This is a genomic window from Rectinema subterraneum (assembly GCA_009768935.1).
Taxonomy (GTDB): Bacteria; Spirochaetota; Spirochaetia; order Treponematales; family Rectinemataceae; genus Rectinema; species Rectinema subterraneum.
Map to the genome: position 1 here is coordinate 17,520 of WESA01000008.1, position 15,968 is coordinate 33,487.

The 15,968-nt window shown below is 51.9% G+C and carries 13 protein-coding genes and 1 pseudogene; 4 read left to right on the forward strand and 10 right to left on the reverse strand.

Features of this window, described 5'->3' with window-relative positions; all coding sequences use genetic code 11:
- Positions 1-4 precede the first annotated feature (4 nt).
- From GAP13_RS03740 to GAP13_RS03775, 8 genes are all read right to left on the reverse strand, one after another.
- Positions 5-1,387 (reverse strand): sigma-54-dependent transcriptional regulator, encoded by a 1,383-nt coding sequence (locus tag GAP13_RS03740; protein WP_158906330.1) that lies wholly within the window; start codon positions 1,385-1,387, stop codon positions 5-7.
- Complete coding sequence (locus GAP13_RS03745; protein WP_158906332.1) at positions 1,388-2,581, reverse strand: two-component system sensor histidine kinase NtrB; 1,194 nt, start codon at positions 2,579-2,581, stop codon at positions 1,388-1,390. It lies immediately after the preceding gene.
- A complete protein-coding gene (locus GAP13_RS03750; protein WP_158906334.1) occupies positions 2,565-3,854 on the reverse strand; it encodes a DNA polymerase III delta subunit-related protein in 1,290 nt (429 codons plus the stop codon). Before GAP13_RS03750 ends, GAP13_RS03745 begins: the two co-directional genes overlap by 17 nt.
- A gap of 2 nt (positions 3,855-3,856) precedes the next feature.
- Complete coding sequence (locus GAP13_RS03755) at positions 3,857-4,390, reverse strand: CvpA family protein (protein ID WP_158906336.1); 534 nt, start codon at positions 4,388-4,390, stop codon at positions 3,857-3,859.
- The gene (gene murG / locus GAP13_RS03760) at positions 4,387-5,655 is read right to left on the reverse strand and encodes an undecaprenyldiphospho-muramoylpentapeptide beta-N-acetylglucosaminyltransferase (RefSeq protein WP_158906338.1); all 1,269 of its coding nucleotides are present in this window, start codon (positions 5,653-5,655) and stop codon (positions 4,387-4,389) included. The genes GAP13_RS03755 and murG overlap by 4 nt, the downstream gene beginning before the upstream one ends.
- Positions 5,655-7,286, reverse strand: coding sequence for a glucose-6-phosphate isomerase (locus GAP13_RS03765; RefSeq protein ID WP_158906340.1), 1,632 nt, complete (start codon positions 7,284-7,286; stop codon positions 5,655-5,657). The genes murG and GAP13_RS03765 overlap by 1 nt, the downstream gene beginning before the upstream one ends.
- A gap of 54 nt (positions 7,287-7,340) precedes the next feature.
- Positions 7,341-9,014, reverse strand: coding sequence for a RecQ family ATP-dependent DNA helicase (locus GAP13_RS03770; protein WP_158906342.1), 1,674 nt, complete (start codon positions 9,012-9,014; stop codon positions 7,341-7,343).
- Positions 9,015-9,076: 62 nt separating this feature from the next.
- Entirely contained in the window at positions 9,077-9,811 is a 735-nt protein-coding gene (locus GAP13_RS03775; protein ID WP_222126138.1) for an endonuclease III domain-containing protein, read from the reverse strand.
- Between the two features lie 122 nt (positions 9,812-9,933).
- Here GAP13_RS03775 and argF point away from each other — a divergent pair, with 122 nt between their 5' ends.
- The 4 genes from argF to rdgB all read left to right on the forward strand — a co-directional run bounded on the left by argF (position 9,934) and on the right by rdgB (position 13,771).
- On the forward strand, positions 9,934-10,875 hold the full coding sequence (gene argF, locus GAP13_RS03780) for an ornithine carbamoyltransferase (RefSeq protein WP_158906344.1): 942 nt from the start codon (positions 9,934-9,936) through the stop codon (positions 10,873-10,875).
- Between the two features lie 48 nt (positions 10,876-10,923).
- Positions 10,924-11,913 carry a DHH family phosphoesterase gene (locus GAP13_RS03785; protein WP_158906346.1) on the forward strand — a complete coding sequence of 330 codons (990 nt, stop codon included), beginning with the start codon at positions 10,924-10,926 and terminating at the stop codon, positions 11,911-11,913.
- A 399-nt stretch (positions 11,914-12,312) separates the two neighbouring features.
- Entirely contained in the window at positions 12,313-13,155 is an 843-nt protein-coding gene (locus tag GAP13_RS03790) for a hypothetical protein (protein WP_158906348.1), read from the forward strand.
- Between the two features lie 10 nt (positions 13,156-13,165).
- Positions 13,166-13,771 carry an RdgB/HAM1 family non-canonical purine NTP pyrophosphatase gene (gene rdgB, locus GAP13_RS03795; RefSeq protein WP_158906350.1) on the forward strand — a complete coding sequence of 202 codons (606 nt, stop codon included), beginning with the start codon at positions 13,166-13,168 and terminating at the stop codon, positions 13,769-13,771.
- 119 nt (positions 13,772-13,890) lie between these two features.
- On the opposite strand, the gene rpmE is transcribed toward rdgB, so the two are convergent.
- Positions 13,891-14,106: a 50S ribosomal protein L31 gene (rpmE, locus tag GAP13_RS03800; protein ID WP_158906352.1), complete on the reverse strand. Its 216-nt coding sequence runs from the start codon at positions 14,104-14,106 to the stop codon at positions 13,891-13,893.
- A 102-nt stretch (positions 14,107-14,208) separates the two neighbouring features.
- Positions 14,209-15,477: pseudogene (gene rho, locus GAP13_RS03805) on the reverse strand (transcription termination factor Rho); the annotation flags it as partial.
- Positions 15,478-15,968 lie beyond the last annotated feature (491 nt).

Below are 15,968 nucleotides of genomic sequence, written 5' to 3' on the forward strand. Positions count from 1 at the left end.
ACTCTCATTCTCCGGATGCCGAGGATGCAGGCGCTTCCTGACTCCCTATTCCATATTGCTCAATTTTCTGATAAAGCGTCTTTCTTCCGATTTTGAGAATTTCCGCGGCTTTGGATTTGTTGCCCCCGACGAGCGCCAGGGTTTCGGCGATGAGAATGCGCTCTGCATCTTCCATCGATGAAAGCGCCGGAATGCATATGTTGCGCGTCTGACCGCTGGAGCGGGGGCCTGGTGGCAGATCATCGATTGTAATCAATTTGCCGGAGGCCATGACGACCGCGCTCTCCACACAATTGCGCAGTTCACGCACATTCCCTGGCCAATCATAGGTGTAAAGGGCCTGGCGCGCTTTCGGGTCGAACCCTTCGATCTGCTTGCCGTTTTCTTCAGAAAATTCCTTTAAGAAAGCCATCGCCAGCAAGGGAATGTCTTCGCGGCGTTCCCGAAGCGGCGGCACATGGATATTCACAACATTCAACCGGTAATACAGATCCTCGCGGAATCGCCCCTCCGCAATCTCCTTTTTGAGGTCGCGATTGGTTGCTGCGATGAGGCGCACGTCGACTTCGATGGTCTCTTCGCCGCCAACGCGCTCGAATTTGCGCTCCTGCAGGACGCGAAGTATCTTTATTTGCACATTTTGGTTGATTTCACCGATTTCATCGAGGAAAAGCGTTCCTCCATCCGCCATCTCGAAGCGCCCCCGCTTGCGCGCCGCGGCGCCCGTAAAGGCGCCCTTTTCGTGCCCGAAAAGCTCGCTCTCGAGCAAGCTCTCGGCGAGCGCGGCGCAGTGCACCTTGATAAACGGCTTGTCCTTGCGGGGCGACAGATTATGAATGGCATCAGCCACCAGCTCCTTGCCAACCCCCGATTCGCCCGTGATAAGCACACTGGCTTTTGTCGGCGCCACTTTCCGGATAAGGTCGAAAATTCGCTTTATGGATGGTGCCTGGCCGATAATATAGCTGCGCGCCCGCTGGCTTTCGACCTCAGCCTTGAGTTCTATATTGGTGCGGTACAGTTCCCGCGTTTCGAGTGCTCGGCGGACAAGGTTTACCAGGTGGTCAGTATTAGGCGGCTTGGCTACAAAATCGAATGCGCCCTGCCGCATTGCCTCCACTGCCTTGTCGACGCTTCCGTGGGCAGTGAGAATGATGACCGGTATGCCGGGGTGCGTCGAAACCACATATTGCAGAAGATCAAGGCCGCTCATCCTGCCCATTTTGTAGTCGGTTATGATGATATCGATATCTTCCCTGTCGACGATGGTCTTGGCTTCGAGCCCATCCTTGGCAGTCCTGACATCGTAGCCTTCCATGGAAAAAAGCTGGGCAAGGCCTTCTCGTATATTTGTTTCATCGTCAACAACCAGTAATGTCGCGCGCATTCAATCCTCCGTATGCGATCCATCGATTTTTACGCCATCTTCCCAGGGTGGAAGGGATTTCTGTTCCGGCTGTGGAATGGGAAGATGGATTGTGAAGGTTGAGCCGATGCCAGGCGATGATTCGACCGTGATTTCGCCATTGTGCTCTTTTATGATTTTGAATGTGATAGTGAGTCCGAGCCCTGTGCCGCTTTCCTTTGTCGTAAAATAGGGCTCGAAAATCTTTGCAAGCAATTCTTCGGGAATGCCGATGCCCGTATCGGATACCGCAATCAGAAGCTCATCATTCCGGACAGAAACCGAAATAGTCAGCGTACCGCCTTCAGGCATGGCTGCTATGGCATTTTTAACGATATTGAGCAGTGCTTGTTTCAGATACTTGCGGTCGATCATCACATTGGGCAAGTCTGCATCGAATTTGGTGATGACACGGATGTTCTGGCTTTCCGCTTCCTTGCTCATGAGCTCAGCTACTTCGCGCACGACCTCATCGGCGCGATCATGGATAAGGGTGATATCCATCGGGCGCACTGCAAAGAGAAAATCGACGACAATTGCGTTGAGCCTGTCTATTTCCTGTTCCACCAGAGAAATATTATGAAAAATCGATTCAGTTTTTTTATTGCAGTTTTTTTCGAGGATGCGGCGGATAATGCCAAGCTGAATGCGGATAGACGCAAGGGGGTTCTTGATTTCATGCGCAACGCCTGCTGCGAGGGTAGTAAGCGCAGCAAGGCTCTCGGCCCGGCGCAGCTGCGCTTCACGGCGCCTTTTTTCGGTGATGTCCTCCATATGAACAAGATTTCCGGATATTCTGCCGTTCGAAAGGAGCGCGGAAATGCTGATAGAAAGAACGCGTGTACCGCCAGGCCTGTTCAGGGAAATCTCGCGGTTGAGGATATTCTCGTCCGCAAGAAGAGTTTTGCGGAAAAAACCGACAATTTCATCATCTTTCAATTGTTCCCATATCGGGAATTCCCCTGTCCAGGAAGGCAGTTTCAAGATTTTTTCCGCAGTGCGGTTGATGAAAAGCGGCTTGTGTTCAAGATCGCAGACGATGATTGCGTCGAGGGTTGAATTCAATGCTGCTTCATAGATGGAATTCTCTGCCGAGAGGTTGTTGATTATCTGCTTGAGTCCTTCGGGAGGAATACGATCGATGCGTCTCAGCGCGTTCTCATACACTGCTTTCATGGGAAACTCCAAATATGTTCGCAAATGCTTCGAGCAAGAGTTCGGGCGAGCGATTATACGTGCGATTTTGAACCGCCACATCACGCAATTTGGACGACAGACGATCGACCAGCATCACAAGAGCTGCGCTCGATGAAGCATCGGAAGAAATGCGGGCAAGCTGCCGGGCAACAGCTCGCAGGAATACAGAAGGAGCATCTGCAAATTTGGCATTTTTCAGGCCGAAACCTCCTGTTTCTTCAGAAACCGAACGCAATACATCGAGCACTGAAACACGGGATTCCCTGGCCTTGCTCACAAGCGCTGAAGCAAGTTCGCCTGAAATAGCCTCATCACCCCGCATTGCATCAGCGAGCAAAGCCCCTACAAACAATGCAGCTGCGCTTTCAGCGCGGTCGGGAGGGAAAGGGCTTTTCTTTCTGAAAAATTCACTGACATCCTCGACTTTTTCTTGCGTGCGAAAAAGACGGGACACTATCTGCTGCGCCTGTTCGCTGGTTCGCGCATCGAAGGAGATGAGGCGCGATCTTGATAGAATTGTCGCAATGACAGTAGCACGCCGCGATGCAGTAAGGACAAACCGCACTGATTCGGGCGGTTCTTCGAGTATCTTGAGCATCGCGTTGCGCGCGCTTTCGTTGGCGGTATCGGCGTTTTGCAGAATGATTGTCTTTCTTTTTCCTGCGGGCGTGAGCGAAGCCCATGCGGCCATATTTCGTACCATAAATACAGGAATGCCGTCGGGAACGAGGGGTTCAAGGCTAAGCGCGGTTTCGACAATGCGATTTGCGGTATCGCCCAGCTTTTGGGTGTGGCCTGAAGCGAGCATGCTACTAATGTCCTGAAGCTGTTCTTCGATTGCTTCGATTGATGAGGCGGCTTTCGAGAGACGCGCTTCCTCGCCCGACCACAGGGCAGGGTCGAATCGCTTGAGCAATTTGCGCACGGCGCGCACAAAAGTATAGTAGGAAGTCGCATTAGGGGTGCGCAAAAAATAGTCAGCTGCCGCCGATGGCTCTTGCGGAAAACTACGCGGCCCAAAGAGAAGCAAATCCGGATGGGTCAGGCTTCTATGGTGAGCGCATTGCGCACATTCGCAATTCCAGAGAGCCTCTTTTTCACAAGAAAGCACTCGCGCAAACTCAAGCGCAGCCGTGAGCTTGCCTGAACCTTCAGCGCCGGCAAACAGAAGCGCAGGAGGCACTGTGCCGCTTGCAATCATCGCAAGCAGCTGTTCTTTGGCCTTATCCTGGAAAAGCAGATTTTCAAACACGATTACTTGCCTTTCAGATTCTGGATCACGCCGGGCAGATCGCCATTCTTCAGCAGAGGAGTGATGGATCCTCCCAGCGCCGGCTCGATTATCGGACCGAGAAGTTTTGCATACAGCGACCCGGCCAGAAGCGCTTTGGTATCGAAGAAAGGCTGTATCTGCAGAATGACAATGAACAGCCCCACGATAATAAACCCTTCGATAATGCCGAGCGCGAGCCCGAGTACGCGATCGAAAATATCAAGGCTGCTCGCTTCCAGTCCTTCACGGATCATGCGCTCGATGATTTTCATAATGATAAATCCTGCAATGAAACAGAGCACAAAAGCGATTATGTACTGCGCTTGATAGGGCAGCGAGTTTGCTCCCACTTTCGGAAGAACTTGGACAATCACTGTATTGGAAAGAAGAAGACCCGCAAGAAACCCGACAGCGACAGAGGCGACAGACAGCACTTCATGCACGAAGCCCCGCACAAAGCATCGCGCAGCGAGAATCACAACAACAGCGCTGAATACCCAGTCCATTGTGCTCATTGTGTTTCCTTTGCCCGCCAGCCGATCCTTGCAAGAATTAAGCGGGCGATGAATTCGGTTGCATATTGAGAACCTGCGTTATTGATAGAATTGGCGACATCGAGACTTTGCAGATTTGGATCCGCAAAGTCGTGCGGCACTTGTGCTAATTTGCGGCATGCGTTTAGTGCGGCGCTATAGGCTTCGGGATTGAGAAACGATTGTACTGCGGCAACAAATGCTTCTGGTGTTGCTTTATCGCCCTCAAGCACGATAGCTGCGCCTGCCTTGGAGGCAAGGGCTGCGTTTTCAACCTGGTCGCCTCGTGTGCCTGTTCCCGAGAGAGGGATGAGAATCATTGGTTTGCCGAGCGAAGCCGCTTCCCAGACTGTGCCTGCACCCGCTCTTCCCGCGACAATATCCGATGCAGCATAGATGTCGGCAATTTCCTTGCCTATATACGCCAGGGGGCGATAGGCTGCGCGGATCGCTGGATCATCCGGTATAGCATGCAAAACATCTTCATAGTGTGCCTGACCTGTTTGGTGGACAATCTGCACTGTAGGGCAAAGCCTTGAAAGAGAGGAGAGCACGAGTCGGTTCACTTCTTTTGCGCCCTGGCTTCCGCCGAGTACAAACAGGATGGGCCGATCATCGCTGAATCCCAGAAGCTTCAAACCTCGCGCCTTGTCCCCCTCGAAAAGATCGGGTCGCGTCGGATTCCCTGTACGGATTATCCTGGAGCGAAGCGACTGTGGGAAACAGCGCGCGGTGTCTTCCCAGCTTGTGAGAATGCGCTCAGCATGCGCACTGTTGAGGCGCGTGGCCAAGCCCGGCGAGGCATCTGATTCATGAGTAAAAACAGGTATGCCCAGCGCCGTTGCGGCTCTGCAAGGCGGCACGCTCACATACCCGCCTTTCGAGAAGAGAAGCGCAGGACGCAGCATTTTAAGCACGGATTTTGCTCTGAAATAGCCAGCAACGATCCTCCCAAGATCAGTCAGGTTTTGAAATGAGATCTCTCGGCGGAACTTGCCTGAAGGAATGGCAAAATACTCGATGCCATGGCTGGCCACAATCGAGCGGTCGAGCTCCTTTTCGGAGCCAATCCACGCGATTCTGCCAGTAAAGCCGAGGCGGCGCAGCTCATCGATTACCGCAAGCCCCGGGTAGATGTGGCCGCCTGTTCCACCACCGGTGAAGACAATGCAAGGCTGGGCGTTTGCCCCGGCTTGTGTTGCTGCATGCTGCGTTTCGCCGGGCTGTGCGGCAATTTCTGCGCTCATCATTCCTTTCCTGCAGTATCAGGCTGCATCTGCGCCTTGAGCGATGTGTGGAGCGCAGCAGAAATCAGCGCATCGAGGCGCGCATCAAAAGTCGATTCGCCCTTGCTGATTGCTCCAAGTGCTTTCTTTGCAAGGACTTTGCCAAGCTGGACCCCTTCCTGGTCAAAACTGTTGACATTCCATGCAAAACCTTGAAACATCACCTTGTTTTCGAAGTGTGAGAACAGCGCGCCAAGCTGCCGCGGACCGAGTTCGTCGCCAATGATGAGCGTGGAAGGGCGATTGCCTGGGAACATCTTGTTCGGGTCGCTGTCGGATTTTCCGATCGCAAAGGCGAGCATTTGAGCAACCAGGTTTGCAAGCAATTTCTGGCGGGAAGTCGAGCCTTCGGAGTGCATGTCGGGAGAAATCTGGTTTTGCAGAAAGCCGATGAACTGGAGCGGCACAATGTCGGTGCCTTGATGCAAAAGTTGATAGAAGGAGTGCTGGCCATTGGTGCCGGGTTCGCCGAACACGACAGGGCCGGTGGAGTAGGAGAGAGGCTCGCCGGTGCGGCTGACGGATTTGCCATTGGATTCCATGTCGAGCTGCTGAAGGTGAGCAGGAAAGCGCGAAAGCGGCTCAGCATAGGGAAGGATTGCGGTGCATGGCCAGCCAAGCACATTGCGCTCGTACACGCCAATCATGGCATCCATGAGCACAGGGTTATGCCTCAAGGATGGCTCGAACGCGAGCTTGTCTGCCTCATGTGCTCCCTGAAGGAATTCCTCGAAGGTCTCAGGACCATACGCGAGCGAGATGATAACTCCACCAACCGCGCTCGATGTCGAATAACGCCCGCCGATAAAGTCATCGATATAAAAGCTGTCCAAATAATGAGGATTTCCTGCAAGTGGGCTTGTCTTGCTTGTCACGGCGACCATATGCAAGTCGGGATTGAGGCCGCTAGCCCGCAGGCGCTCGCGAACAAGAGTTTCGTTGGCAAGTGTCTCCTGCGTTGTGCCGCTTTTCGATACCAGCACGAAAAGGCTTTCTGAAAGGTCGATATGCGAGAGCACGGAATCTGCATCGTCAGGATCGACGTTGGAAATGAACCAGGGAGCAAGCCGCGCTCGCTTGTGCGAGACAGCCCATCGAGACAGGGCGATGCACGCGGCGCGCGGGCCAAGATCCGACCCTCCGATTCCTATCTGCACAACTTGCGCAAACGGCGTGCCCACCGAACTACGGATACTGCCGTCCCGTACCTTTCTCGCAAATTCGTAGAACCGCTGCTTTTCCTGGCTGTAGAAGGCTTCCATATCCTGCCCCTCCCACCGGACAGTCTTTCCAAGACGCCCGCGCGCCATATGATGCAGCACCATTCGTTTTTCGCCTGTATTCATGATTTCGCCTTCGACGAGAAGACGATATTTTTCGACAAGCTCTTGTTCGTCCGTCAATGCCTGGAGCTTCTCGATAATCTGATCATCCACAGGGGCGAACGCGTAGCAGTACGACATTGCCGCCGCATGGCGTATCCAAAAAGAAGCGATGCGCTGGGCACTGAGTTTTTCTGAAAGCTTGATTGCTTGAATTTTCTTCAGAGAGTCGAATGAACTGCATCTATCCAGATTTTTATAGGTCACCATATACAGCCTCACCTTCCAAGTGTTTCTTTATTATACATGATATGGTTAAAAGCGCTACACTTCAAGCTCCGCGCGCCAGGAATGATGTGCGCTTCTTGCTGCAAATCGCTTGAATACTGAAAGGAACTCACGCCCTTCTTTGCTCAGACAAATGCTTCCCTTCCATATTCCGCGACGTGGAATTTCGATTATGCTCAGCGCGAGGAGCGAGGAAACCATTTCTTCGCGCTCCGTTCTGCTCCAGCCGTAAAGCCCTCCTGTATAATTGCCGCGTCCAATTCCATGCGGGCCAAGCATGCGGATGCATTCAGACATTGTCCACCGCCTCTGATTGGCAGCAACGAGAAGCAGCGTTTCAAGAAACCCTTCTGCCTGCAGTAAAAGGCGCCAATGCGGCGGCATGCATCGCGGCATGCCGCGCTGATGAATCGACATGTCGCGCCACCTAGGCGGGCTTCCATCGCTGCTGAAGCTGCGCGCCATTTTCATCTCAAGCTCGCAATTGTCGCACGCACCGCACACAGGCGTCTCTGTCTCTCCAAGAAGATGGAGCAAGAATTCCCTGCGACAAGTTTCGATCAAAGGATAGGGAGCGAACCGGGCTTTTCTCTGTTCTTGGAGCGGCAGATCAGAACCCACAGGGCCAGCTCGTTCTGCTATATTGTGGATGAGCACAGCAAAGGAATCTTTTCCGTCGCGACCCCCGCGTCCTGCCTCCTGGATGTATGCTTCCGCGCTGTCGGGAAGGCCTGTATGGATGACAGTGCGTATATTCTTTTTATCGACACCCATGCCATATGCATTGGTGCTGACCAATACCGCATCTTCCGCTTTTTGAAACCAGGACTCTATTTCGTTCCGTTCTGCGCGCGACAGCCCCGCATGATAGAATCGTGTAGCAGCGAATCCGACAGATCGCAGAAATTCAGCCTTCATTCTCGTTCCGGGGCGAGACCGCTCAAAAATAATGGCTGGTTTCTGGCATGAGGAAAGCAGGCGGCGCAACGTGCGAGTCGGCGAGAGCGTTTGTACCACTGCGTAATGGATATTGGGCCTGTCCGCCTCCGAAGTGACAAGCCGATATGCATTTCCTCGAAAAAGACGTTTTTCTATCGAAGAGACAATATCAGGGCCTGCTGTTGCCGTAAATGCGCTCATGACGTGCGGCGCAAGCTTCTCTGCGCTTTCTCCCAGCGTAAGGTAGGTCGGCCGGAAGGTTTCGCCCCATTCGCTTATGCAGTGCGCTTCATCGATCACAAAATGCGCAATGCGGCACCGGCTCAAAAACTGGCGTAGCCTCGATGTTGCAAGAATTTCCGGATTTGCGATTACAATTCGGGCTTTTTTTGAAGATACTGCTGTCTCCTGTGCACGCCATTCTTCATCAGCAAGCCCTCCGCGAAAGAGCGCGCATGGGATTCCTGCTTCGTCGAGGCGCCGCTTCTGATCATTCATAAGAGCGAGAAGGGGGTACACAACGACGGTAAGCCCTTCAAGTACAAGCGAAGGCAGCTGGAAGCAGACTGACTTTCCGAAACCTGTAGGAAACAAGACCAATTGCCTATAGGGCAGCAGGTTTTCGGTGTCCGCATCGAGAATATTGGCGATGACGAATCGCTGCAAAGGCGCCAAGTGATCGATTTTGAAGCGTTCGCGGGCAAGTTTGGCTACTGGGTCAGGAGGAATCTCCTGGATTTCTTCGCTGCTCTCAGGATATTCGCTTTCCATGGCATGATGTCCTCATTTTGATATACGCTGCAGCCGGATAATTGCGATTCAACTTTGCAGCGTCATTCAGCATCGCAATTCTTGAGAGAGGTAATGCCGATTTTGGGGCAGATATCCTCGAGGGGACAGGGGGCGCCATTCTGCGTGCATGCGGGCTTGCGTGCTGTACATGTGAATTTGCCATGCCGGTTCACGCTGTATGAAAAGTGGGTATGTTTTTCCGGGGCAAGATGCGCGCGGACAATGGATTCTGCCAGGCTTGGGTCTTTTTTGGGACTTATCCCCAGCCGACAGAGGACTCGCAGCACATGCGTATCGACGATAATGCCAGGCACTTCATGGCAGGCAGAGGCAACAAGATTCGCAGTTTTTCTCCCGACACCCGGCAGTTCAAGCAACTGGTCAAAGCTAGGCGGAAGCTTGCCATCAAAGCGCGCTTCGATCATCTGCGCTGCTTCAATGATATGTCGCGCTTTGACATGGAAAAATCCGACAGGGTGAATGATGCGCTCAACTTCGGATATTTCGGCATGCGCCAGGCTATGGGCATCCGGATAACGGTTGAACAGCTCGTCAGTGACAGAATTTACCTGCTCATCGGTTGTCTGTGCGCTCAGAATGACTGCAACCAGCAGCTCGAAGCAACTTCGATAATGAAGAAGCGGATGTGCATCGGGCCAGATTGGCACGAGCCGCCCGTACACTTCGTCGAGCAGTGCAGGGACTGAATAGGACGCGAGTATTTTGGAAGGTCTGCTGTTCTGGGTGCTGTCCATCAAATTATCCACTATTGCCATATTGCAGCAGGCAAGAGCGCACAATCAAGACCTCAATCGACCTATATTCGCAAACTTGACCTTCCTGCATCGGCTGTATAGTATAAGAAAGTCGACTTCAATAGCCGAGACAAGGAGGATCCATGAACCCGTCCGCACTGAAAGGCAGATCCCTGCTGACCTGGATTGATTTTAATCCGGAAGAAATCCGCTATTTCCTAGAGCTTTCCAAAAAAGTAAAAGAAGAAGCCAAAAAAGGCGTGCGCAAGCAGCGCTTCAAAGGCAAAACAATCGCGCTGCTCTTCGAGAAGCGCTCAACCCGTACCAGGGCAGCGTTCGAAACTGCGTTCGGCGAAGAAGGCGGGCACCCTGTATTTCTTTCGAACCAGGATATTCAGCTTGGCTCAAAGGAATCTATCGAAGATACTGCGCGCGTGCTGGGCCGCATGTTCAATGCCATCGAATTCCGCGGCTTCAAGCAGGAATATGTCGAAATCCTTGCGAAATACTCCGGCGTTCCTGTATATAATGGTCTGACCGACCTGTACCATCCGACACAGGCACTTGCCGATGTGCTGACTATCGAAGAAAGTTTTGGTAGCTGCAAAGGCAAGCAGCTTTGCTTCGTCGGCGACGGGCGCAACAATGTCGCTCGTTCGCTCATGGTCATCAGCGCAAAGCTTGGAATGCACTTCACAATCGTTTCTCCCAAAGAATTATGGCCCGATAACGAACTTAAGAATCTATGCGAAACGTATGCGAAAGATTCAGGCTCGAAGCTCAAAATTACCGATGATATCGAGGAGGGCGTAAAGGGAGCCGATGCCATCTATACCGATGTATGGGTTTCCATGGGAGAAGAGGCGCTCAAAGCCGAACGCATAAAGCTTTTGAGCTCCTATCAGGTCAATGCAGAACTGATGGCCAAGACAGGCAATCCGAACTGTATCTTCCTGCACTGTCTTCCTGCAGTAAAGGGCGAGGAAGTCACATTCGATGTTATCGAAGGTCCCCAGTCCAGGGTGTTCGATCAGGCGGAAAACCGCAAGCACACCATCAAAGCGATTATGCTCGCGACGATCTGACGGTATGGCCCGGCCAGCGAGCCGGGGCTGCCGTTTATATAAGGAAAAATGATGAAACCGGCGCCGAAATCCCTCCTCGAGTTCATAGAAGGGCACGATTGTTTCTATATTCTTGGGCATCGCGAGCCTGATGGCGATTGTATCGGCTCCCAGCTTGCGCTTGCATCGATGCTCCAGAGCATGGGAAAGCGGGCCCATGTGCTTTCGTCGGGGCCTTTCAATAGGATCGAGATTCTGCCCTTTGAAGCCCGTTTCAAGAGTGAAGTTCCCGCCGAGCGCGATTTTGAACGCACTGCAGCACTTGTTCTCGATTGTTCTTCGATGTCCAGGATCGGAAATATTGCCGAGCGGATGCCCGACATCCCTGCCGCTTTTATCGATCACCATGCGACCGCGGGCGCTGTAGGCCCCTACGATTGGCTCGATGAGAGCGCGCCCGCAGTATCCGCAATGATCCTGCTTCTGATGGAAGCAATGAACCATGCACCAACGAAGGAAGAGGCAGAACTTTTGTTTTTCGGTTTGAGTACCGATACTGGCTTTTTCCGCCACCTGGATGAGCACAGCTCCGAGACATTCAGGATTGCAGCGCGGCTCGTCGATGCCGGCGTATCTCCGAAGCGGGTTTTTATGGCAATAAATGGAGGGCGGACGCTGGCTTCCAGGCGAATGCTCGGTGAGCTTCTGCTGCGCATCCAGCCATATTATGAAGGTCGTCTTCTGGTATCATGGGTCACCATCGATGATCAGCAGAAGTATGGCATGTCGAGCCGCGATTCTGATCTTCTCTATCAGCTGATGATGGGAATCGTCGACTGCGAGGTCTGTTTTGTTGTCAAACAGGAAACAGATGACATGTGCACAGTCGGTCTCAGGTCTCGGGATTCCGTAAATGTCGCCAAAATTGCTGAAAAATATGGCGGCGGTGGGCACCGGCTTGCAGCAGGGCTTTCTATGAACGGGAAAGTCAATCAGGTAGTTCATACACTGGTGGATGCGTTTTCTTCTGTGTTCAGCGAAGATACGGAAGGCAAATAAAAATATGGCGCGCTTTTCGCCTGCCCGTCCTCTGCGATTGCAAGAAATGAGCAAGTTTTTCTTTGTGTGACAGAGTAGAGCAAAAAAGCTTCTGCGTTGTCCTTTCTGATCCTGTGCAGGCGCTTTCTGTTGCCGAGGATAGCCGCATCTGTCCGCCGAATATCATGCCTTTTCCTTTTATCGCCAAGCTCGAGCCGTATTATTGCAGGGTGCGGGCCGAAATTTCTCTTTTCCGTCCCTGATTTGTCGGCTTTTTCTCTTCCCTTACAATCTTGCGATGAAAAATCATTCGTTGCTAATTATTAACGCTATAAAAACATATATCAGACACCCATAATTTTTCTTCGATCCGGTCCTCGGTGGCATGCATCTTGCGGTATTGACAGCAGGAGGCCCAGAATGGATTCAAAAAACTATATCGAGCTTGTTCGTCGAATGTATGCTCATCCAAGACTCTATGGTTTCTTCAGCGAAGACGAGATTTCAGAGGCGCTTAGCCGCTATCGGAGCCGTATTGAAACAATTCTTGATCGCGCTGAAAAAGAGAGCATAACTAGGGAAGCATACCTTCTCAGCAGCATGCGCTTTGTCGCCAAAAGCGTGCATCGGCACTACTATAGCTCGAATCTCAGCGAGAACGCGTATGTCTATTCACATTTTTCTGAAGACGCGGTGCTCGAGGTTCCTGCTGACGCATTTTTTGACAGGAATCGACGAAGGATTCAGGATGCCGATACAAGTGGAATTGGTTTTTCTCCTCAAGTTTTTATCGGAAAATTGGCACCGGAACGACGGCGCCTGCTCTATCTGGTAATCAAATGCGCCTGGGATATAGATGAAGAGCTTCTGGGAAAATGCAGCTACGCCCTCGGCATGCCAGAACAATATCTTTTCAATCTTATAGAGCTGGTAAAGCGGCGAACAGAAGCTTCGCGATCCCAGATTCATCAGCTGAACGAAAAACTGAATATACTATGGATTCGCATGCGTGTGCTCGAGCTAAGACTGGATACGGCAATTGCTAAATCTGATCGGGAAGAGGTCAGGAGCTGCCTGGAGCGATGCCGAAAGCGCTATCGCCAGCTTCTTGAAAAAAGAAGCCACCGGAAATCCTCAATTTCAAATGAATTCATTTCTGATTTGCTCAATGTTCCGAAAGGGAGCGTCGATTCCGGGCTCTATTACCTCCGAAAAAACGCGCAATCCAGAAAGCCTCTTGCGGAATATCAGGAATTAGGCTAGACAATCTGATATGGAACTTATTATTGCAACAAACAATCATTATAAAGCGCATGAATTAAAACCCCTCTTTCCCCGCCACGCGCTATTGCTGCCCGCTGACCTGGGAATAGCCGATTTCAACCCGGAAGAGAATGGCACAAGCTTTTTCGAAAATGCGAGGATAAAAGCCGAAGCTTTGTACGCTCTTGTTCACAAGCCCGTTCTTGCGGATGATTCCGGGCTGTGTGTCGATGCGCTCGACGGGAAGCCGGGCATAGAATCCGCGCGCTATGGATCAGTAAATGGGCATTTGCTTTCTGCAGATGAAAAAAACAGCCTTCTACTTTCGCAGCTTGCAGGCATCAGAAATCGCCAGTGCGCATTTGTATGCTGTCTTGTCCTGTACCTGGGCAAGCAGCGATTCATCGCGGTTGAAGAAACGCTGGAGGGGCAGATCGGCGATGCGCCGCAAGGAAGCCATGGTTTCGGCTATGATCCGATTGTGTTTTTGCCCAGCTATGGCAAGACCGTCGCGGAGCTGAGCGCACAAGAAAAGAATCGCATATCGCACAGAGGAAAAGCAGCGCAACGCATGGCCGCAATTCTGGATGCTCTTGAAGGCAATCTGCTCGATTAGAGAAGAGGCTGGAAGACGCGCCAAGGCTCGCGCTGTATCAGCCCAAGTTTCAAGCCCACATATAAAAATCGAAGGCCGCCCTGTCCAGGGCGGCCTTGTGTTTCTCAACCGAAAGAGATTTACTTGTTTTCGCTTGACTTGATCCCGTACTTCTTGTTAAAGCGCTCGATGCGCCCAGCAGTATCGACGAGCTTCTGCTTTCCGGTAAAGAAAGGATGGCAGGCGGAACAAATTTCAACCTGAATGTTCTTTACCGTCGAACGGGTCTCGAAGACATTGCCACACGCGCAGGTAATCGTGGTGAGTTCGTATTTCGGATGAATGCCCTGTTTCATAATTTCCTCCGGATGCGTCAATGGACCTCTATGTCTGAAAACCGGCCAGAATGACGGCTCTTAACCATATATGAAGCGGCCCTCTTCAGTCAATACCCTCGATCAATCCATGCCCTGATAGGGCGTATTCATCGATTTGAGGAAGGCATCGTTGTTCTTTGTCTTCATCATGCGGTCGATAAGCAGTTCGATGATTTCAATGTCGTCCATGGGGTTGATAACCTTGCGGAGAACCCATATCTTCTGCAGTTCTTCTTCGGTAAGGAGAAGCTCTTCTTTTCGGGTGCCGGATTTCTTTATGTTGATGGCGGGGAAGAGGCGGCGGTCGGAAAGGCGCCTGTCGAGGTTGATTTCCATGTTGCCGGTGCCTTTGAACTCCTCGAAAATGACTTCATCCATGCGCGAGCCGGTGTCGATGAGGGCTGTTGCAATAATGGTGAGCGAGCCGCCCTGTTCGATATTGCGCGCGGCTCCGAAGAAGCGCTTTGGTTTGTGCAGCGCATTGGAATCGACACCGCCGGAGAGGATTTTGCCTGAAGTCGGCACGGTCTGGTTATAGGCTCTGGCGAGCCGTGTAATCGAATCGAGAAGTATGACCACGTCGCGCTTGTGCTCAACAAGGCGCTTGGCTTTTTCCAGCACCATTTCGGCGACCTGCACATGGCGTGTTGCCTGTTCGTCGAACGTTGAAGAAATGACTTCTGCCTGGACAGTGCGTTCCATATCGGTCACTTCTTCCGGGCGCTCGTCGATCAGAAGGACGATAAGATACACTTCGGGGTGGTTCGCTGTGATGGCATTTGCTATTTTCTGCAAAAGGATTGTTTTGCCGGTGCGCGGCGGCGATACGATCAACGCGCGCTGGCCTTTGCCAATTGGACAGAAGAGATTGATGATGCGCGTTGAAATCTCTTCTGTCGCAGTTTCGAGGTTGAGCTTTTGGGTAGGGTAGAGCGGCGTGAGGTTCTCGAACGGAATCCGGTTTTGGGCAACCGATGGCTCGTTGAAATTTATCTGCTCGATACGCAGCATGGCAAAGAAACGCTCGCCTTCCTTGGGGCTCCGAATCTGGCCATACACGGTGTCGCCGGTTTTCAAATTGAAAAGTCGTATCTGAGAAGGAGAAATATAGATATCGTCAGTGCCGGGTAGGTATGAATTTTGGGGAGAGCGCAAAAAGCCATAGCCATCAGGGAGAATTTCGAGCGAGCCGTATGCATAGATAATGCCGCCATGCTCTGTATGCGCCTTGAGAATGTTGAAAATGAGTTCCTGCTTTTTGAGCGTGATGAGCAAATCATGATTGATACCATTCTTCGCACCGAGCTCACGGAGCTCCACAATGCCCATTTTGGAAAGATCATTGATGGAAAGGCGTGCTCGTGTTTCATTTCTTTGATCTGCGCGGCTTTCGAGCTCGAGACGGGACGCTTCGGCAAATTTCTGGTGCTGATGGTCATCAGATGGCAGAGAAGCAACGACGAAGCCGTTTGTAGAAGAAATTTCTGCGGACTCGGGTTCAGTTTCTTCGACGATTTGGCTCTCTTCTTGCTCAATATGGGTATTCGATGGTTTTTTCTTCAGGCGGATTTTGGCGACAGGCCGGCGGGCTTTTTGTGTCTGGTTTCTGGTGCTATCGGTGGAATGAACATCGGTGTGGTTTTGGTCTTTATCTTCGGGAGGCTGTACCGTATGTTCGTCGAAAAGCGTGCCATTATTTGCGCTGAATTGCTCTTCGACCTGGCTTTCATTCATTATTCTATCCTCTTTAGTAAGACTTGAATCGTAGTTAGTAGTATCAGGCGATTCTGGCTGGGCAGGTGCTGATTTTTTTCTGCGGTAGATTGCCATCAAGAAACTCC

Coding starts and splice junctions, on each gene's coding strand:
- GAP13_RS03740 (WP_158906330.1), bottom strand. CDS start 1,387: ATGCGCGCGACATTACTGGTTGTTGACGATGAAACAAATATACGAGAA.
- GAP13_RS03745 (WP_158906332.1), bottom strand. CDS start 2,581: ATGAAAGCAGTGTATGAGAACGCGCTGAGACGCATCGATCGTATTCCT.
- GAP13_RS03755 (WP_158906336.1), bottom strand. CDS start 4,390: ATGAGCACAATGGACTGGGTATTCAGCGCTGTTGTTGTGATTCTCGCT.
- murG (WP_158906338.1), bottom strand. CDS start 5,655: ATGAGCGCAGAAATTGCCGCACAGCCCGGCGAAACGCAGCATGCAGCA.
- GAP13_RS03765 (WP_158906340.1), bottom strand. CDS start 7,286: ATGGTGACCTATAAAAATCTGGATAGATGCAGTTCATTCGACTCTCTG.
- GAP13_RS03770 (WP_158906342.1), bottom strand. CDS start 9,014: ATGGAAAGCGAATATCCTGAGAGCAGCGAAGAAATCCAGGAGATTCCT.
- GAP13_RS03775 (WP_222126138.1), bottom strand. CDS start 9,811: ATGGCAATAGTGGATAATTTGATGGACAGCACCCAGAACAGCAGACCT.
- argF (WP_158906344.1), top strand. CDS start 9,934: ATGAACCCGTCCGCACTGAAAGGCAGATCCCTGCTGACCTGGATTGAT.
- GAP13_RS03785 (WP_158906346.1), top strand. CDS start 10,924: ATGATGAAACCGGCGCCGAAATCCCTCCTCGAGTTCATAGAAGGGCAC.
- GAP13_RS03790 (WP_158906348.1), top strand. CDS start 12,313: ATGGATTCAAAAAACTATATCGAGCTTGTTCGTCGAATGTATGCTCAT.
- rdgB (WP_158906350.1), top strand. CDS start 13,166: ATGGAACTTATTATTGCAACAAACAATCATTATAAAGCGCATGAATTA.
- rpmE (WP_158906352.1), bottom strand. CDS start 14,106: ATGAAACAGGGCATTCATCCGAAATACGAACTCACCACGATTACCTGC.